19 protein-coding genes are annotated in these 18,452 nt (G+C 71.7%); 9 read left to right on the top strand and 10 right to left on the bottom strand.

What is annotated here, in order from left to right:
* Positions 1–18: 18 nt before the first annotated feature.
* From B7W94_RS04195 to B7W94_RS04170, 6 genes are all read right to left on the bottom strand, one after another.
* Positions 19–1,044, bottom strand: coding sequence for an iron-siderophore ABC transporter substrate-binding protein (locus tag B7W94_RS04195; RefSeq protein ID WP_085604652.1), 1,026 nt, complete (start codon positions 1,042–1,044; stop codon positions 19–21).
* A 233-nt stretch (positions 1,045–1,277) separates the two neighbouring features.
* A complete protein-coding gene (locus B7W94_RS04190; RefSeq protein WP_025104028.1) occupies positions 1,278–1,481 on the bottom strand; it encodes a cold-shock protein in 204 nt (67 codons plus the stop codon).
* Between the two features lie 73 nt (positions 1,482–1,554).
* Positions 1,555–4,422, bottom strand: a complete 2,868-nt coding sequence (locus tag B7W94_RS04185) for a helix-turn-helix transcriptional regulator (RefSeq protein WP_172400062.1) — start codon at positions 4,420–4,422, stop codon at positions 1,555–1,557.
* Between the two features lie 65 nt (positions 4,423–4,487).
* Positions 4,488–4,709 carry a hypothetical protein gene (locus tag B7W94_RS04180; RefSeq protein ID WP_085604646.1) on the bottom strand — a complete coding sequence of 74 codons (222 nt, stop codon included), beginning with the start codon at positions 4,707–4,709 and terminating at the stop codon, positions 4,488–4,490.
* A gap of 131 nt (positions 4,710–4,840) precedes the next feature.
* Positions 4,841–5,929: a DUF998 domain-containing protein gene (locus B7W94_RS04175; protein ID WP_253247382.1), complete on the bottom strand. Its 1,089-nt coding sequence runs from the start codon at positions 5,927–5,929 to the stop codon at positions 4,841–4,843.
* A gap of 95 nt (positions 5,930–6,024) precedes the next feature.
* The gene (locus B7W94_RS04170) at positions 6,025–6,480 is read right to left on the bottom strand and encodes an SRPBCC family protein (RefSeq protein ID WP_025104032.1); all 456 of its coding nucleotides are present in this window, start codon (positions 6,478–6,480) and stop codon (positions 6,025–6,027) included.
* Between the two features lie 101 nt (positions 6,481–6,581).
* Here B7W94_RS04170 and B7W94_RS04165 point away from each other — a divergent pair, with 101 nt between their 5' ends.
* The 7 genes from B7W94_RS04165 to B7W94_RS04135 all read left to right on the top strand — a co-directional run bounded on the left by B7W94_RS04165 (position 6,582) and on the right by B7W94_RS04135 (position 13,357).
* Positions 6,582–7,619: an FUSC family protein gene (locus B7W94_RS04165; RefSeq protein WP_025104033.1), complete on the top strand. Its 1,038-nt coding sequence runs from the start codon at positions 6,582–6,584 to the stop codon at positions 7,617–7,619.
* A 106-nt stretch (positions 7,620–7,725) separates the two neighbouring features.
* Positions 7,726–8,385, top strand: coding sequence for a DNA alkylation repair protein (locus tag B7W94_RS04160; protein ID WP_085604644.1), 660 nt, complete (start codon positions 7,726–7,728; stop codon positions 8,383–8,385).
* Between the two features lie 13 nt (positions 8,386–8,398).
* A complete protein-coding gene (gene deoD, locus B7W94_RS04155) occupies positions 8,399–9,112 on the top strand; it encodes a purine-nucleoside phosphorylase (protein WP_085604641.1) in 714 nt (237 codons plus the stop codon).
* A gap of 110 nt (positions 9,113–9,222) precedes the next feature.
* On the top strand, positions 9,223–9,594 hold the full coding sequence (locus B7W94_RS04150; protein WP_025104036.1) for a hypothetical protein: 372 nt from the start codon (positions 9,223–9,225) through the stop codon (positions 9,592–9,594).
* A gap of 68 nt (positions 9,595–9,662) precedes the next feature.
* Positions 9,663–10,226, top strand: a complete 564-nt coding sequence (locus B7W94_RS04145; protein ID WP_085604638.1) for a GTP-binding protein — start codon at positions 9,663–9,665, stop codon at positions 10,224–10,226.
* Positions 10,223–10,723: a hypothetical protein gene (locus tag B7W94_RS04140; RefSeq protein WP_085604635.1), complete on the top strand. Its 501-nt coding sequence runs from the start codon at positions 10,223–10,225 to the stop codon at positions 10,721–10,723. Before B7W94_RS04145 ends, B7W94_RS04140 begins: the two co-directional genes overlap by 4 nt.
* Before the next feature lie 24 nt (positions 10,724–10,747).
* Positions 10,748–13,357: a DEAD/DEAH box helicase gene (locus tag B7W94_RS04135; protein WP_085604632.1), complete on the top strand. Its 2,610-nt coding sequence runs from the start codon at positions 10,748–10,750 to the stop codon at positions 13,355–13,357.
* Positions 13,358–13,372: 15 nt separating this feature from the next.
* Here the strand turns inward: B7W94_RS04135 and B7W94_RS04130 are convergent, their stop codons facing one another.
* The 4 genes from B7W94_RS04130 to B7W94_RS04115 are packed head-to-tail and all read right to left on the bottom strand — an operon-like array spanning position 13,373 to position 16,541.
* The gene (locus B7W94_RS04130) at positions 13,373–13,762 is read right to left on the bottom strand and encodes a VOC family protein (protein ID WP_025104040.1); all 390 of its coding nucleotides are present in this window, start codon (positions 13,760–13,762) and stop codon (positions 13,373–13,375) included.
* 42 nt (positions 13,763–13,804) lie between these two features.
* A complete protein-coding gene (locus tag B7W94_RS04125) occupies positions 13,805–14,755 on the bottom strand; it encodes a D-alanine--D-alanine ligase family protein (RefSeq protein ID WP_085604629.1) in 951 nt (316 codons plus the stop codon).
* A complete protein-coding gene (gene alr / locus B7W94_RS04120; protein WP_085604626.1) occupies positions 14,752–15,873 on the bottom strand; it encodes an alanine racemase in 1,122 nt (373 codons plus the stop codon). Before alr ends, B7W94_RS04125 begins: the two co-directional genes overlap by 4 nt.
* On the bottom strand, positions 15,870–16,541 hold the full coding sequence (locus B7W94_RS04115; RefSeq protein WP_085604623.1) for a M15 family metallopeptidase: 672 nt from the start codon (positions 16,539–16,541) through the stop codon (positions 15,870–15,872). Before B7W94_RS04115 ends, alr begins: the two co-directional genes overlap by 4 nt.
* An 87-nt stretch (positions 16,542–16,628) precedes the next feature.
* Here B7W94_RS04115 and B7W94_RS04110 point away from each other — a divergent pair, with 87 nt between their 5' ends.
* Both B7W94_RS04110 and B7W94_RS04105 read left to right on the top strand, forming a co-directional pair.
* Positions 16,629–17,300, top strand: coding sequence for a response regulator transcription factor (locus B7W94_RS04110; protein ID WP_085604620.1), 672 nt, complete (start codon positions 16,629–16,631; stop codon positions 17,298–17,300).
* Positions 17,293–18,384, top strand: a complete 1,092-nt coding sequence (locus B7W94_RS04105) for a sensor histidine kinase (RefSeq protein ID WP_172400061.1) — start codon at positions 17,293–17,295, stop codon at positions 18,382–18,384. The genes B7W94_RS04110 and B7W94_RS04105 overlap by 8 nt, the downstream gene beginning before the upstream one ends.
* Positions 18,385–18,452 lie beyond the last annotated feature (68 nt).

The raw sequence follows: 18,452 nt of genomic DNA, 5'->3' as shown, positions 1-18,452 counted from the left end.
GGGGGGCGGACGCGGAGCTTACTTCGCGAGCGGCGCGGCGAGGATGGCCAGGTAGTCCTCGAGACCCCACGGGATCGACAGCGCCGACGGGTTCGCCGATGCGGCGATGGGGGTGGCGTCCGGGAGGATCGCGACGCGGCCCTCCGCGATGGCGGGGATCTTCGACAGCAGCGGGTCGGCCTGCAGCGTGGCCAGGGTGGAGTCGTCGCCGTAGGTCACCAGCACGTCCACGTCGTCGAACTTCTGCGCCTCCTCGGCGCTCACCTGCAGGTAGAACTGGTCGCTGTCCTCGTTCTCCTCCACGATCGCGGGGAGCGGCAGGCCGAGGTCGTGCAGGTACCCGGGGCGCGTGTCGGCCGCGGTGTAGTAGCCGATCTGGCTGAGGTCGCTCGGGTCGAAGTAGGCGAAGAGCACCTTCTTGCCCTCCAGCGCGCTGTTGGCCGCGAGGGCGGCGTCGGCATCGGCGTGCAGGTCCTCGATCAGGGCCTCCCCCTCGGCCTCGAGCCCCAGGGCCTTGGCGTTCATCTCGACCATGTCGTCGACGGAGGTGCCCCACGCGACGTCAGGGTAGGCGACGACCGGGGCGATCTTGGAGAGCGTGTCGTACTCCTCCTGCGTGAGGCCGGAGTAGGCGGCGAGGATCACGTCGGGAGCGGTGTCGGCCACGGCCTCGTAGTCGATGCCGTCGGTCTCGTCGAAGAGCACCGGGGTCTCGCCGCCGAGCTCGTCGAGCTTCTCCTCGACCCAGGGGAGGATGCCGTTGTCGTCGTCGTCGCCCCAGGTGGCCTTGCTCATGCCGACCGGGACGATGCCGAGCGCCAGGGGCACCTCGTGGTTCGCCCACGCGATGGTGGCCACGCGCTCGGGCTTCTCGTCGATGGTCGTCTCGCCGTAGACGTGCTCGATGGTGACGGGGAACGCATCGTCGGAGGCCGGGTTGCCGCCGGTGGGCGCGGTCGACTCCGGCGCGGAGGACGAGCAGGCGGACAGCGTCACGGCGAGCGCGGCGGCCGCGCCGAGGGCGAGGAGTCGAGAGGTGCGCACAGGCGTTCCCTTCGGGATGGGAGATGGGGTGTCGACGCGAGAGCGTCCGGCCTTTGGTAAGCCTCGCCTAATCTAACACGGAGGTTAGGGCGCCCTCACTCCCGTTTCGAATCGCTCACCTTGTCCCATCCGGCGCCCGGATGCCGCAAAGTGGGCGATTCGAAAGTGCCGGGGCAGCGAAAAGCCGGCCGGACCCGTACGGATCCGGCCGGCTTCAGGAAGTCAGCGCACGCTCAGAGAGCGCGGATGTTCGCCGCCTGCATGCCCTTGGGGCCACGCTCAGCGTCGAATTCGACCTTCTGGTTCTCGCGGAGCTCCTTGAAACCGGAGCCGGCGATAGCCGAGTAGTGGGCGAAGAGGTCTTCGGTGCCGTCATCGGGAGCGATGAAGCCGAAGCCCTTCTCTGCGTTGAACCATTTCACAGTGCCAGTGGCCATGTGTTTTCTACTTTCTGTTGACCGGCCGCTCACGCGGCCTGCATCATGCCGATGATCCGACATGCATGCTCGGTCACGCTACCACGGCGGACTGACGGGACTCCCCCTCTTCGGCCGCGCGATGGGCGAGCGCCGCCTCGGTGCGCGTGCTCACGCCGAGCTTCCGCAGCACCGCCGAGACGTGGACACTGACGGTCTTCACGCTGATGAACAGGCGCTCCCCGATCTGGCGGTTGCTCAGCCCCTCCGCGATGAGGGCGAGCACCTGCCGCTCCCTGGCCGTCAGCTGCTCCGCGTCGGCGGCCTCGCGGGGCCCGGTCGGACGCAGCCCTGCCGCCTCGCCGAACCCCGCCAGAGCCTTCTGCAGCGGCACATGGCCGAGCCCCTCGGCGATCGCCGTCGCCGCCGTCAGCACGGCAGCGGCCTCGGCGCGCTCTCCGTCGGCGACGTGCAGCCGGGCCCGCTCGAGCCGCAGCACCACACGGAAGGTGACCGGCACGTCGTCGCCGTCCGCGCACCGCAGCGCCTCGTCGACCGCGGCCGGACTCGGGTCGAGCAGGGCGTGCAGCACCGTCGACCACGCGTCGTCCTGCAGCTCCGGCGGCTGCGCCTCCCAGGCCGTCCGCACAGCCGCGACCGCCGCATCGACGTCGGCCCCGCCCGCACGAAGCGCCGTCACGAGGGCGCCCGCCTCCAGGAGCAGCCGCCGCTGATGCAGCAACGCCGGCCGGACGTCCTCCAGCATCTCCCCGATCACGTCGAGCGCCCCGCGGAGGTCGCCCTGACTCTCGGCGACGGCGACCTGCATCGTGATCCGGTCGTACCAGATCTGCCGCTCCGAGACTCCGGTCTCCTCGAACGCCGGCAGCCACTCCTGCAGGGTCTCCGCGGCCTCCGCGGCCCGGCCCCGCCAGGCGAGCACCCGCACCCTGGTCATGCTCACGTACATCCGGAACACCCGCAGCGTGCCCTGCAGGAAGTCCCGGGCCAGCATGTCCTCGACCTGGTCGATCTCGCCGAGCTCGAGCAACGGCACGATCATGTTCTGCGCCATGATCGAACCCGAGGTGCGCTCGACACGGAGCTCACGAGCCCGGCGCAGACCCTCCTCGGCGACGGCGACGGCCTCCCGATAGCGGCCCAGCAGCGTCAGCAGGTCGGAGTAGTTGACGCGGTAGCGCATCTCGGCCGTCGATCCGGCGGCGAGGTCGCGCGCACGCTCGTACTCGCGCACCCCTTCCGCGACCCGGCCGAGATGGGCCAGCGACCCGCCGCGGACGTTCGCGGCGATCGAGAGCTGATCCGTCGTCGCGGCGCCCGCGGCCCGACGCTCCGCCTCGTCGGCGAGCCGGATCGCCTCCTCCCGATCGCCCGCGATCATGCGACGGCTCGCCAGCTGGTTCAGCAGCTCCGCGCGGAACGCCTCGTCGTCGACGCGCTCCGCGAGCGCGAGCGCCTCCTGGAGGAGCGGGATGGCCCCGAGGCGCCCGAGATTGACGAGATACAGCGCCTTGTTGCGGAGCAGGCGCGCGTGCAGCCGCGGGTCGACCGTCGCCGGGTCGACCTCGCTCAGCGCGACATTGGCGACCGCCAGCGCCCGCTCGCCGTCACCGGCGTTGCGGAGGACCGACCCGAGCACGTGGAGGAGGTCGAGACGTTCGAATTCTGTCGCCTCCTCCGCGTCCGGCACGAGCGGCCAGAGTTCGAGGACGAGCTCCCCGAACCGCGCCGCACTGGCGAAGGCGTACTGGGCCTTGGCCTGCCGCATGGCGTCGGCGGCGGACGCGATGGCGCGACGATCGTCCTGCGCGAGCTGCCAATGGTGGGCCAGGGCCGCCGCGTCGCCGCCGCCGTCCTCGTCCAGCACCTCGGCGTAGGCGCGGTGCAGACGCGCGCGCTCTCCGGGCAGCAGATCGTCGTGCACGGCTTCGCGCAGCAGGGCGTGCCGGAATCGGTAGTCGTCTTCGCCGACGACGATGATGCCGCTGCGCACGGCCTCGCGGACGGCGTCGTCGACCCGATCCTCCGGAAGCTCAACGAGACGCAGCAGCAGCGGATCCGTGAGCGGCCGCTCGGCGCCGGACAGGACCTGCACCACGCGGCGCGCATCGTCTCCGAGACGGTCGAACCGGGCGAGCAGGAGGTCGCGCAGACTCTCCGGCAGGGGCCCCTGGGCGCACCCGGCGATCTCCTCCACGAAGAAGGGGACGCCCTCCGCCCGGACCTGCAGCCGCTCCAGCGCCGTCGCGGTCGGCGCGCGTCCCGTGATCTGCGCGACGAGCTCGCCGACGGCATGGTCGTCGAGACGCGACACCGTCATCCGTTCGAGCAGTCGTGCGCGCGTGGCCTCGCCGATGAACCGGCTCACCGCGTCGCCTCGGCGCACGTCGTCGGTGCGGCAGGTGATGAGCAGCAGCAGGCGGCCGCGGTCGAGCGTGCGCAGGAGGAAGGAGAGGATCGCGAGGGTCGAGTCATCGGCCCAGTGCAGGTCTTCGACGACGATGACCTGCGGCGCCAGCTCCGTGGCGGCCTCGATGAGGGAGGCGATCGCGTCGCGCAGGCGTTCGGGACTGGTGCGGTCGCGGGCGGCGGGGGCGTCGACGAGCTCGGGCAGCAGCATGCCGAGCGCCTCGACGCCCACGCCGACCGCCTCACGCACGCGCTCGGCTCCCAGCCGCTCCACGAGCGAGCGGAGGATGCCCGCGAGGGGCCCGAACGGCGCACGCGAGGCGCCGAGGTCGAGGCACCAGCCGACGTGCACGTCTGCCGCGCTCGCGATGTCGGTGCCGAACTCCCGCACCAGCCGGGTCTTGCCGATCCCGGCCTCGCCCTCGACGAGCAGCGCGGCGGGCACGCCCTGGCGCACACCGTCGAACAGGCGGCGCATCCCGGCGATCTCGGCGTCACGCCCGACCATCGCGGCGGAGGGGGCTGGGGCCATGGACCCATCGTGCCACTCCCCCCGGACATCCGGAGAGCCGGGGAACGACCGCACGACGCCGTCCGTCATCGGGCGACGACCGGATCGCACGCCCCCGCGCGGGACGCCCGCGGCACCGGCGTTCCCCGGCGTGCGAGGCGGCGCAGGAGCCGACGCAGCGGACCCGCCGGACGCGGCACGATCTGATCCGCGTGCTCCAGGAGCATCCGGCGCCGGGCGACCGCGCGCTCGATCTGCTCCTGCTCGAAGACGGTGACCTGATGGCTGAGGTACGGGTGGTCGAACATGATGTCTCCTCGACGGTTCGGTGTATCCCTACACTCCGCTCTGAGGTGCCGCCTCCACATCGGACGGATGCCCTATCTTCCGCGCCCCCTCCGCCTCCCTTCCTTATGCTGACGCAGGCCCTCACGCCGCATCAGGCTCCTGGCGCGCGAACCCGCCTGAGCTCGCGCGACTGCCTGCCCTGCCAGAGCGAGGGCCGCGCGGACGGACGGGTCCTCTCCGGTACGAGGATCGCGAGCACCCGCACGAGCGTCGTCATCCACAGCAGCCCGAGGCCGACGACGACCGCCTCCACCGCGGTCACCGGGAAGAAGCCGAGCGGCCACCACAGCAACACGGCCGCGACCACGAGCACCCCCACCGCGACGGAGGTCACCACGAGGGCCAGGGGTCGGCCGGGGACGGTCAGCGTCGTCGCAGCGGCAGCCCCGAGGAAGAGGAGCAGCGCCGCGACGGCAGCGATGTCGTGCGGAACGGGGGCCCGGTACAGCGGCAGGAGCCCGACGGCGGCGAGCGCGAGTCCGGCCGCGGCCCACAGCACGACCACGGTCGCGATCCGGGACAGCGCGTCGTCGCCGCGCAGCCGGTGCAGGTCGCGCCCGATGTACGCGCCGACGGTGGCGACCAGCAGCCCGGCGACGACCAGGGTGCCGTTGAACGCCCAGCCCACCCCGAGCTGCGAGAAGTTCTCCTCCCACCACCGCGGGTCGACGGCGGTCACCATCGCGAACAGCGTGCCGATCACGAGGAACCCGAACAGGAGTCCGGCGAGGTCGGCCGTCCGGAGACCGATTCCGGCGCCGAACGCGAGCCGTCCGCCGACCGCGGCCGCGACCCCCGTGAGCAGCCCGCCGCCGATCGCTCCGAGCGCGAGACCCCGCAGGCCCGCCGCGAGCACCTCCGCGGTGAGCAGCACGCCCATCGCCGTCACGGCCCCGAAAGCCACGGTGAGCGCGGCGGCGGAGAGCCGAGACACCGCCCGCTGCCAGCGCGGCATCCCCCCGGCCTCCCCCCGACGGTGCAGGAGCGTGCTGAGGACGAAGGCCAGAGCCGCGATGCCGCCGGCGACTCCCGCGGCGGGCACCGCGAGGCCTCCCTCACCGGTCAGCGGCCGCGGCGGACCGGCGAGGAGCAGGGCCCCGGCGAGGGCTCCCCCGACGAAGCAGACCACGGTCGCGAGTACGGCCCGCCCCTCGCCGCGCAGACGCTCCCTCGTGTCCATGCGCCCATGCAAGCACGCCCGTCCGACGTCCGCAGCCCCGCACGCGACGAGGCCCGGGGCCGCAGACAGCGGTCCCGGGCCTCGACGCGGAGGTGTCAGGCGTCCACGTCACCGCGCCAGGCGCCGGTCTCGACGCCACGGCCCTCGATGAACTCCTTGAAGTTCTTCAGATCCTTCTTCACCGCATGGGATCCCGCGCCGACCAGCGCACCGACCTTCTCCAGCAGCCCCTCCGGCGCCCAGTCGAGCTGGACGGTCACCCGCGTGGTGTTGTCGTCGAGCTTGTGGAACGTCACGACGCCCGCGTGCTCGGTCTCGCCGCCGACGCTGTTCCACGCGACGCGCTCATCCGGGTGCTGCTCGGTGATCTCGGCGTCGAACTCACGCTCCGCGCCCCCCACGTTCACCTTCCAGTGCGTGTGGGTCTCGTCGATCTGCGTGATGGAGACGACCTCGTCGAGGAACTTCGGGAAGCTCTCGAACTGCGTCCACTGGTTGTACGCCGTGCGGACGGGAACGTCGACGTCGATGGTCTCGATGATCTGCACCATGGGGATGCTCCTCACTTGTTCGTCGTTCGTGTGCCTCCATTCAGCCTGCTGGGCGCGAGAAGGGCGATGGGGTTGACATCGGCGCGACTACCGTGGAGGTCATGCGCATCCCCGCCGCGATCCGCGCCTCCCAGCGCTCCCCCCTGCTGCAGGTGGTGAAGTCGGCCGCGGCGACCATCGCCGCGTGGCTGATCGCGGGCTGGGTCTTCCCCGGGCAGCTGCCGGTGTTCGCCGCGATCGCCGCGCTCCTGGTCGTGCAGCCCAGCGTCAACCAGTCGCTGTCGAAGGCGCTCGAGCGCAGCATCGGCGTGATCGTCGGGGTCGTCATCGCGGTCGGGCTCGGCCTGCTCCTCGGCTCGCCGAGCTGGATCGTGCTGCTGGCGATCGTCGTCGCGATGCTCGTGGCGTGGATCTTCCGGGCGTCCCCCGGCACCGGCAACCAGGTCGCGATCTCGGCGATGCTCGTGCTGGCGCTGGGGTCGTCGAGTCCGGAGTACGCGGTCGCCCGGATCGTGGAGACCCTGATCGGGGTGGTGATCGGCATCGTCGTGAACGCGCTGATCGTGCCCCCGGTGCTCGTCGAGCCGGCGCGGCGGAACGTGGGGCTGCTCGGGCGGGAGCTCGCCGCGAGCCTCGACCGCCTGGCGGACGCCCTGCCCGCCCCGCAGACGCCGGCGCGGCTCCAGGAGCTCATGGTCGAGGTGCGGCTGCTGCGGCCCATGAAGGATGCCGCCGCCGCCGCGATCGCCGCCGGGGAGGAGTCGCTCACGCTGAACCCGCGGCGTTCGACCCATCGTGCCGACCTGCAGGAGCTGAAGGCGCTGCTCGACCGGCTCTCGCCCATCGTCACGCAGACCATCGGCATGACCCGCGCCTACTTCGACCACTACGACGACCGGCTCGGCGAGGAGCCCGCGGTGACCGCGATCGCCGAGCAGCTCCGCCGCGCCGGACACGACGTGCGCCTCGCCGTGCAGACCACGGCGCCCTCCGCGGAGCCCGAGCCGCTGACCTCCGCGATCCCCGCTCTGACGGCTCCGCTCGTGATCCGTCCGCCGTCCTCGCAGCACTGGATCCTCATCGGCTCCCTCATGGAAGACCTCCGTCGCATCCGCGGCGAACTCCTCGACGAGGACTGACCTCCCGTCGACCCACCCCCTTTCGCGCCTCCCGGCCCCCTAAGTGCGTCCGCAGGAGGCCGGGACGCACCGAAAGGGGTGGGTCGACGGGGGTTACCCTGGCGGGATGACAGTGGAGGAGGCGCTGGCGGAGCTCGCGGCGCTGGAAGACCCGAAGCAGCGCGCGGCGAACGAGAAGCGCGGCGACGACCACGGCATCAACCTGAGCCGGATGCGCGCCCTCGCGAAGCGCATCAAGACCGATCAGGCCCTCGCGCGGGAGCTCTGGGCGACGGGCGAGACGTCCGCCCGGCTGCTGGCCCTGCTCGTGTGCCGCCCGGCCGACTTCACCGCCGACGAGCTCGACACGATGCTGCGTGAGACCCGTCCGCCCAAGGTCAACGACTGGTTCGTCAACTACGTCCTCAAGAAGTCGCCCCTCGCCGAGGAGCTGCGTCGGCGCTGGTTCGACGACGCCGATCCCACCGTCGCCGCCGCCGCGTGGTCGCTCACGACGGGCCGGGTGACGAAGGACGCCGACGGCCTCGACCTGTCGCACCTCCTCGACCTCATCGAGCGCGACCTGCAGCAGGCCCCGCCACGCCTGCAGTGGGCGATGAACGAGACCCTCGCGAACATCGGCATCTTCCATCCGGACCTGCGCGCACGGGCGGTGGACATCGGCGAGCGGCTCCAGGTCCTGGCCGACTACCCCACGGCCCCGGGCTGCACCTCGCCGTTCGCACCCCTCTGGATCGGGGAGATCGTCCGCCGTCGCGAGGGCTGAGTACGCTGAGCGGATGAGCACGCACATCGCCGCGGAACCCGGTCAGATCGCCCCCATCGTGCTGTTCCCCGGCGACCCGCTGCGGGCGAGGTGGATCGCCGAGACCTTCCTCGACGACGCGGAGCTGTACTCCGAGACGCGCGGGATGCTGGGCTTCACCGGCACCTGGGAGGGGCATCGGGTCTCCGTCCAGGGCTCGGGTATGGGGCAGCCGTCGATGGCGATCTACGCGACGGAGCTGTTCACCCAGTACGACGTGCAGACGATCGTCCGGGTGGGGTCGTGCGGCGCGCTGACGGAGAAGCTCGCGGTGCGCGACATCATCATCGCCAACGGCGCGAGCACCGACTCCGGGATCAACCGCGTGCGCTTCCACGGCCTCGACTACGCTCCCCTCGCCGACTTCGCCCTGCTGCGCGCCGCGGTGGAGGCGAGCGAGACGGAGCCCCTGTCGTCCACGGTGCACGTGGGGCCGCTGTTCTCGAGCGATCAGTTCTACAGCACGCGGCCGGAGCTCACCGCGCCCTTCGTGCAGCACGGCATCCTCGGCGTCGAGATGGAGGCGGCGGGCCTCTACACGCTCGCCGCGTTCCACGGACGCCGCGCGCTCGCGATCTGCACGGTCAGCGACCACATCGTCACCGGCGAGGAGACCACGGCCCAGGAGCGCGAGCAGACGTTCGGGGACATGGTGCGCATCGCCCTCCGCGCGGCGACGTCGGTCTGAGACTGGCCTCCTCGTCGAGTAACGTTATACACTTCACAGGTCGCGCGGCGCCGGGGACGACCGCACAGGGCGGTCGCTGCTGCGCGCGACGAAGACGACTGGGGAGAACCATGGCCACGCAAGATCAGCTCAACGCGCTGCTGGCGGACATCGAACGCGACATCAACGGATTCATCGGAGCGTCGATCGTCGACCTCGAATCGGGACTGCCGCTCGCCTCGAGCTCCGTCCGCCCGGACTTCGACCTCGAGGTCGCCAGCGCGTTCAACAGCGAGATCGTGAAGAACAAGAAGCGCACGATCGACGCCCTCGGCATCGAGGGCGAGCTCGAGGACATGCTGCTGACGCTGAACACGCAGCTGCACCTGCTCAAGATGCTCGACGACGACCTGTTCATCTACCTGGCCGCCGATCGCCAGGCCACGAACCTCGCCCTGCTGCGCTCCTCGGTGAACCGCCGGGTCGCCGCCCTCGGCGCGTGATCCATGAGGCCGTGGGGAGCGGCCTCGGGAGAGGGCGACAGCGGAAGAGCGGTCCCGTGGAGCGGACGATGAGGCGCCCGCGTCGGCGACGGACCGACCTGCCTCAGCGGTACCGCGTGATCTTCGCCGGTCCGGTGGGCGCGGGCAAGACGACCGCGGTCCGCGCCCTGAGCGATGTCCCGCCGGTAGACACCGACGTGCCGATGTCGCTCGCGAGCGGCGACGGGAAGACGACGACGACCGTCGGCCTCGACTACGGGACGTGGCGGCCCACGCCCGAGGTCTCCATCGCGCTCGTCGGCATCCCGGGGCAGGAGCGCTTCGCGTCCGCCCGGCAGCGGGTCTCGATGCCGGGCACTCGGGTGCTGCTCTGGCTGCGCGCGGACCACGACACCCTCGCGGCCGACGCCGAGGAGTGGCTGGACGTGTTCTCCGGAGACGAGCATCGGATCGTGATCGCCGTCAGCCACGCGGCAGGGCACGCGATCGGCGACATCCGCCGCGATCTCGCCCCCGTGCTCGCTCGACACGGCATCCCCGTCTCCCGCGTCCTCGCGGCCGACGCGCGCGACCGCGACAGCGTGATGCGCGTCGCCGGTGCCGCTCTCGATCTTCCGGAGGAGAAGCCATGACCGGACCCGCCGGGCGGCAGGACGCCGCCACGACACCCGATCCGTCCCGCATGCACCCCGACGTCGCCGGCAACTGGGCGCTGTGGTCGCGGATCGTCGGCCCGTCGGCCCAGGCCCGTCTGCAGCAGTTGGAGGAGCGCTTCCCGGAGCTGACGACCGCGGTCCTCGGCACCGCGGACGGCCTCCACATCGCCTCGCTCGGCGTCGACCCCGACGGCGGCGAGCAGCTCGCGGCGATGAACGGCTCGCTGTTCGGGGTCGCGCGGGCCGAGGCCGAGATCATCGCTGGAGGGACGGAGCCGACACTGTCGGCCATCGTGTCGCTGTCCATCGGCGAGAACCAGATGGCGCTGCTGAGCTTTATCCTCGCGCCGTACGGCCAGCTCCTGCTCTCGGTGTCGGCCTCCTCGTCGCAGCTCGGCACCGTGATCGTGCACGCGCGCTCCACGGCGTACGAGCTGCTCACCGCGCTCGGGGTCACGGGATCGGCGACATGACGCAGATGGGATGATCGAAGCACCATGAATCCCACGCCGCGGCTCGAACCCTCTCTCGTTCCCGACGCGGCGGACCCCGATGCGGTCTACCTGGCGTTCGTGGAGTGGGCGGAGTCGACCGGCATCCGCCTGTACCCCGCGCAGGACGAGGCGCTCATCGAGATCGTCTCCGGCGCGAACGTCATCCTGTCCACGCCGACGGGCACCGGGAAGTCGCTCGTCGCGGTCGGCGCCCATTTCGCCGCACTGGTCGGCGGACGCCGGAGCTACTACACGGCACCGATCAAGGCCCTCGTGAGCGAGAAGTTCTTCGCGCTGGCGGACGTGTTCGGCGCCGAGAACGTGGGGATGGTCACGGGAGACTCCGCCGTGAACGCCGGTGCCCCCATCATCTGCTGCACCGCGGAGATCCTCGCGAACCTGGCCCTGCGCCAGGGCGATGCCGCCGACGTCGGCCTCGTCGTCATGGACGAGTTCCACTTCTACGGCGACCCGGACCGCGGGTGGGCCTGGCAGGTGCCGCTCCTTGAGCTCCCGCAGGCGCAGTTCGTGCTGATGTCGGCCACCCTCGGCGACGTCACCACCCTCGCCGCCGACCTCACGCGCCGCACCGGACGCGAGACCGCCTCGGTCACGGGGGTCGAGCGCCCGGTCCCCCTGCACTTCTTCTACGAGACGACGCCCATCCACGAGACGATCGACGACCTGCTCAACACCGGGCAGGCACCGATCTACATCGTGCACTTCTCACAGGCGGCCGCCATGGAGCGGGCCCAGGCCCTGTCGAGCACGAAGGTCGCCACGCGTGAGCAGCGCGACGAGATCGCCGCCCTCATCGGCGGCTTCCGCTTCACGACGGCGTTCGGCAAGACGCTCTCGCGCTTTCTCCGGGCCGGCATCGGCGTGCACCACGCCGGCATGCTGCCGAAGTACCGCCGACTCGTGGAGCAACTCGCCCAGCGCGGTCTCCTCCGGGTCATCTGCGGCACCGACACGCTCGGCGTGGGCATCAACGTCCCCATCCGGACCGTGCTGCTGACCGCGCTGACGAAGTTCGACGGCACGCGGATGCGGCAGCTCAACGCGCGGGAGTTCCATCAGATCGCGGGCCGGGCCGGACGCGCGGGCTACGACACCGCGGGCACCGTCGTCGCCCAGGCCCCGGAGCACGAGACCGAGAACCTCGCCGCGATCCGCAAGGCCGGCGACGACCCGAAGAAGAAGCGGAAGATCATCCGCAAGAAGGCCCCGGACGGCTTCGTGTCGTGGGGCGAGCCGTCGTTCCGGAAGCTCATCGACGCGACGCCGGAGACGCTGACCTCGCACATGCAGATCACCAGCGCGATGCTGCTCAACGTCATCGCCCGGGGCGGGGATGTGTTCGGGAACGTCCGCCGGCTCGTCTTCGACAACCACGAGCCGCGCACCCGGCAGCGCGCGCTCGCCCTCCGCGCCCTCGCGATCTTCCGCACGCTCCGGGAATCGGGCGTCGTGGAGACCTTCGACACGGGCGTGCTCGGAGCGCCGAAGGGCGTCCGGCTCACGGTCGACCTGCAGCCCAACTTCGCGCTCAACCAGCCGCTCTCGCCGTTCGCCCTCGCGGCGTTCAACCTGCTGGACCCTTCGACAGGCTCAGGGACCCAGGCTTCGACAAGCTCAGGGACCCAGGCGCGTTCGGGAGACCAGGCGGGCTCGGGGGACCAGGGGGTCGGGACGGGGTCGTACGCGCTGGACATGATCTCGATCGTGGAGGCGACGCTCGACGATCCGCGCGCCGTGCTCAGCCAGCAGGAGTTCCTCGCGCGGGGCGAGGCGGTCGCCGCGATGAAGCGCGAGGGCATCGAGTACGACGAGCGCATGGAGCTCCTCGAGGCGATCACCTACCCGAAGCCCCTGGAGGAGCTCCTCGACGCGGCCTTCGAGACCTTCAGCGCGGCGCAGCCGTGGATCCGGGACTTCGCGCTGCACCCGAAGTCCGTCGTCCGCGACATGTACGAGCGGGCCATGTCGTTCGGCGAGTACGTCGCGTTCTACAAGATCGCCCGCTCCGAGGGCGTCGTGCTGCGGTACCTGTCGGACGCGTATCGCGCCGCCTCCCAGACGATCCCCGAGGAGCGGAAGGACGAGGACCTCCACGACCTGATCGCCTGGCTCGGCGAGCTCGTGCGCCAGATCGACTCCAGCCTGCTCGACGAATGGAGCGAGCTGACCGCCGGGACCGCGGCCCGCGGCGAGACCGACGAGCCGATCGTGCCGCCCGCACCGAAGCGCCTCACGAGCAACACCCGCGCCTTCCGCACGCTCGTCCGCAACGAGCTCTTCCGGCGGGTGCAGCTCGCCGCCCGGGAGGACGTGGACGCCCTGGCCGAGCTCGACCCGACGTTCGGCGCCGCCGCCTGGTCCGACGCGCTGGACGCGTACTTCGCCGAGCACGACGACATCGGCACCGGACCGGACGCCCGGAGCTCCCGCATGCTGCTGCTCACCGAGGGTCCGACCGCGTGGACGGCGCGGCAGATCATCGACGACCCGGCCGGCGACCACGACTGGGGCATCAGCGCCACCGTCGACCTCGCCGCGTCGGACGAGGCCGGCGAGGCGGTCGTCACGGTGACGGCGGTCGACCGGCTGTGAGCGAGGCGTGCCCCGTCAGGCCTGCATGACCGCGAGCACGTTGCCGGCCGGGTCGCGGAACCACGCGATGTCCGGTCCCTGCCCGTTCCCCCTGACGATGCCGCGGGAGTCCGACGGGAACTCGTCGTCGCCGTAGATCTTGGTCTGCACCCCGCGCTCGTTGAGCTCCTCGACGGCGGCATCGACGTCCGCCACCGGGAAGTTCAGGATCGTGAAGCTCGCCGGGGTGTGGTTCGGCTTCGCGTAGACGAGGACCGACCCGCCGCGGGGCAGACGCAGGTCGAGGAACCCCATCGCGTTGACCTCGACGTCGAGCCCGAGGGTCGTGCCGTAGAACTCTCTCGCCGCGTCGATGTCGTCGACGCTGAAACCGCTGAACGCGTTCTCCGCTGTGAAGGCTGCCATGTCCCCAGCATCCGCCTCCGCAGGCGCCCTGTCGACCCCCTCTCACACAGCCGCGCGCACGAGCCGACCCACGAGGTCGACGTAGTCCACCCCGGCCGCCGCGAACATCCGCGGCACCTGGGAGGCGGCGGTCAGCCCCGGCATCGTGTTGACCTCGTTGAGCACCGGCCCCTCGTCCGTGAGGAAGAAGTCCATCCGGGCGACCCCATCGCACCCCAGGGCGTCGAACATCGCGATCGCGGCGCGTTTGAGCGCCGTCGTGGCGGCCGCATCGAGCTGCGCGGGAACCGTGAACCGGGCCGTGCCGTCGTACTTGGTCGCGGTGTCGAAGAGCCCGGGCGCGTGGATCTCCAGGGGCGGGGCGGCCCACCGCACCCCGCCCTTCTCCCGCAGCACGGCGACGTCGATCTCCCGTGCATGCACGACCTCTTCGACCAGGATCCGCCGGTCGAAGCGCGCCGCCCCCCGCAGCGCGGTGAGCAGGTCGCCCTCCTCCGTCACCAGGCTCACGCCGTGGCTCGAGCCGGCCGTCACCGGCTTGACCACGACGGCGCCCTCGAACTCCACGTCGCCGATGTCCTCCGCGGCGACGAGCCGCCCCCGGGCGGTGCGCAGCCCGACAGCCTGGGCCACGAGCTTCGTGGCCCACTTGTCCATGCCGATCGCGCCCGCCCCCAGCGCGGAGCCGACGACCGGCACCCCGGCGAGCGCGCACAGCGCCGCGAGGGCGCCGTCCTCCCCGAGCGCACCGTGGACCGCGGGGAACACGACGTCGCTCGCCGCGAGCAGCGGCAGGGCCTGCTGCAACGACGACGCCGGGCTCACGCCGGGCGGGATGCCGTCGGCCCGCCACACGCCGTCGCGGTCGATCGTCACGGTCGTGACGGTGTGTCCCCCCAACCGCAGCGCCGCGGCGACCGCCGCCGCCGAGGCGAGCGACACCTCGTGCTCGGGATTCTGTCCCCCTCCGATGACCAGGACCTTCATCGTCATGCCACGCTCCTCTTCACCCGCGGGCCGATGCCCGTGACGATGGTGTGCGGGATGGTGCCCGCCCACCGCGCCCACTCCTGCACCGACGGCACCGCGCCGCCGTCCGGCCCGAACACCGTCGCGACCGCTCCTCGGGGGAACGCCCTCCCCCCGGTGTCGACGACGATCTGATCCATCGACACCCGGCCGACGATCGGGTGCCGTTCCCCTCCGATCTCCACCCCCGCGCCCGGCGCGATCTCCCGCGGGACCCCGTCGGCGTATCCGACGCCGACCACGCTCAGGTGCGTGGCCACCGCCGTCGTGTGCGTCCCGCCATAGCCCACGACGGTGCCGGCCGGCACCGCGGCGCTGTGCACGACGGGTGCGGTGAAACGCGAAGCCCCGACCAGAGAGACCGTCTCGGACGGGTCGATCCCCACGAGCGCGGCCCCCACGCGCACCATGTCGAAGTGCGTCGCGGGATCGGTCAGGGCGCCCGAGGTCGCCGCGAGATGCACGAGCAGCGGTCCGAAGCCGGCGCGCAGGACCGCGTCCCTCCCCTGGCGCATCCGCAGCACCGCGGCCGCGTTCGCCCGCGGATCCGCGGCGTCGGCGCGGGGGAGGTGCCCCATCACCCCGACGACCTCGATCCGGCCGCGGGCCGCGCGCGCCGTGCGCAGCAGCGCATCCCAGTCCTCCACGGGGCACCCTCCCCGCGCCATCCCGGTGTCGAGATGCAGATGCACACGCACCGAAGCGACGGCATCGGCCGCGAGCTGACGCAGCTCGTCGACGGAGCCCACGGCCACGTCGACCCCGGCGGCGGCCGCGCGCGGCGCGTCGATGCCCGCGGGGTGCAGCCAGGCGAGGATCGGCACGCGCAGTCCGGCCTCGCGCAGCGCGACCCCCTCGGCGACGTCGGTGACCCCGAGCCACTCGGCCCCCGCGGCCACGGCGGCGTTCGCCACGGCCACCATGCCATGACCGTAGGCATCGGCCTTGACCACGGCCATGACGGGTACCGCGGCGACCTCCCGCACGCGGCGGAGGTTCTCGGTCACGGCGGCCGGAAGGGTGGAGAGTGTCGGTGCGTGGAGGCGGGACAGGGTCATCCCCTCCGCGAGCACGGCCGTCATCGCTGCATCCTCGGGTCTTCGGTGGGGTCGGCGTACTGTGCGGGGCACCCGTCCTCGACGGCCTCCGGTCGCAGCTCGTAGTGCCAGGACTCGTTGCCGTAGGTCTGGCAGAGGCCGTACCGCCATCCGCGCTGCGTGAGCCAGTCGAGGGTGGGCAGGGGACCGAGGTCGACCGCGTCGCCGGAGACGTGCGCCGAGGTCTCCGCGGTCGCCACCCAGCGGCGCGCCTCCTCCTCCGAGCCGTAGTCGTCGATGGCGTCGCGGAGCAGCTGCTCCTGCAGGGCCGCCGAACGCCATCCGCTGTTCACGAGGAACGTCACCCCGTCGGCCTCCGCATCGGAGGCGGCGCGCTGGAGGGCGTCGAGCAGGGCGGGGTCGAGGTTGCCGACGGCGACCCTGTCGACATCGAACACCGTGGGCTGGTCGCCGTCGCGGATCACGCCGTCGGCCTCGCTCGGGGCGAGCACCGATCCGGTCGGCGTGTGCGGCTCGGAATCGGAACCGATGGTGGCGGGCGTGACGATCGGGGCGGTCTCGGCGAACGCGGCCGACAGCGACTGCTGCACGGCGACGGCGGCGACCACGGCGAGCGCCAGCACGGAGGCCGTGGTGGCGATCCGCCGACGGCGCCGGGCACGGACGGCTCGGGGGGTGCGGAGGTCGTTCATGATTCCAGTGAAGAGAGCCCGCGGTTGCCACGGCGTATGGCCTTTTCCATACACCGGCGATATGCCGCACTGCGTAGGATCGCTGCCATGCGTGTGCTGATCGTCGAGGACGAGCCCTACCTCGCCGAGGCGGTCCGCGACGGGCTGCGACTGGAGGCGATCGCGGCCGACATCGCCGGCGACGGCGACACCGCGCTCGAGCTCCTGAGCATCAACGCGTACGACATCGCGATCCTCGACCGCGACGTGCCGCGCCCGTCCGGAGACGACATCGCGCGGTGGATCGTCGCCTCGGGCAGCGGCATCCCCATCCTCATGCTCACGGCCGCCGACCGCCTCGACGACAAGGCCTCCGGGTTCGAGCTCGGCGCCGACGACTACCTCACCAAGCCGTTCGAGCTGCGGGAGCTGGTGCTGCGGCTGCGTGCCCTCGACCGCCGCCGACAGCGCGCGCGGCCACCGGTGCTGGAACTCGCCGGGCTGCGCCTGGACCCCTTCCGCCGCGAGGTCTACCGCGACGGCCGGTACGTCGCCCTCACCCGGAAGCAGTTCGCCGTACTGGAGGTGCTCGTCGATGCCGAGGGCGGGGTGGTCAGCGCCGAGGAGCTGCTGGAGCGGGCGTGGGACGAGAACGCCGACCCGTTCACGAACGCCGTCCGCATCACGGTCTCCTCGCTGCGCAAGCGCCTCGGCGAGCCCTGGCTGATCCTCACGGTGCCCGGCGTCGGCTACCGGATCGGGGCCGACGCGGATGCGTAGGCGGCGGGGGCTGAGCGTCCGCCTCAAGCTGACGCTGAGCTACGCGGGCATCGTCGTCGTCTCCGGGCTCCTGCTGCTCGGCGCCGTGGCGCTCTATCTCCTGCGCTACGTGCCGGATGTGCAGATCCCCGTCGTCGAGTTCTTCGTCCCCAACCGCTCGGATCTGATCCGGGCGTTCGTACCCGTCGCCGCGATGGTGATGGTCGCCCTGCTCGCGATCGGTCTCGGCGGCGGCTGGCTGCTCGCCGGACGGATGCTGGCGCCTCTCGACCGCATCGGCGACGCCGCCCGGCTCGCGGCGCAGGGCTCCCTCTCGCACCGGATCCGCATGGAGGGTCCCAGCGACGAGTTCCGCGACCTCGCCGACGTCTTCGACACGATGCTCGAGCAGCTCGAGGCGCACGTCGCCGAGCAGCAGCGCTTCGCCGCGAACGCCTCGCACGAGCTGCGGACCCCCTTGGCCATCTCGCAGACCCTCCTCGACGTGGCCCGCACCGATCCCGACCGCGACGTCGACGCCCTGATCGACCGGCTCCACGAGGTGAACACGCGCGCGATCGACCTCACCGAGGCGCTGCTGCTGCTGAGCAGAGCGGATCAGCGCACCTTCCCGCGGACGCTCGTCGACCTGTCGCTCCTGGCAGAGGAATCCGTCGAGGCCCTCCTGCCGCTCGCCGACCGCCGCGGGGTCGAGGTGGAGGTGTCCGGCGTGCCGGCGACCGTGCTCGGCTCCTCCGCCCTGCTGCCGCAGCTCGTCATGAACCTCGTCGCCAACGCGATCGTCCACAACCGCAGCGACGGCGGGGGTTCCGTCGCGGTGCGCACGCATTCCCTGCCGCATGCGGTGGCCCTCGTCGTGGAGAACACCGGTGCGGAGCTGCACGCCTCGCAGGTCGCGACGCTCGTCGAGCCCTTCCAGCGCGGCACCGAGCGCACGCGCGGGACGGAGCACGCCGGGGTGGGCCTCGGCCTCGCGATCGTGCAGCGCATCACGCAGACCCACGGCGGCACCCTCGTGCTGACACCCCGCACCGGCGGAGGCCTCATCGTGACGGTCTGGTTCCCCCACCCCTACCCCGGCTGACGGTTTTCGAATCGCCCGTTTGGCCCTGTTTCGGCTCCGGATGGAACCATTCAGGCGATTCGAACGGG

It is taken from the genome of Microbacterium sp. LEMMJ01, from assembly GCF_002114135.1.
Classification (GTDB): domain Bacteria; phylum Actinomycetota; class Actinomycetes; order Actinomycetales; family Microbacteriaceae; genus Microbacterium.
This window is presented reverse-complemented; position numbering and strand designations above follow the sequence as displayed.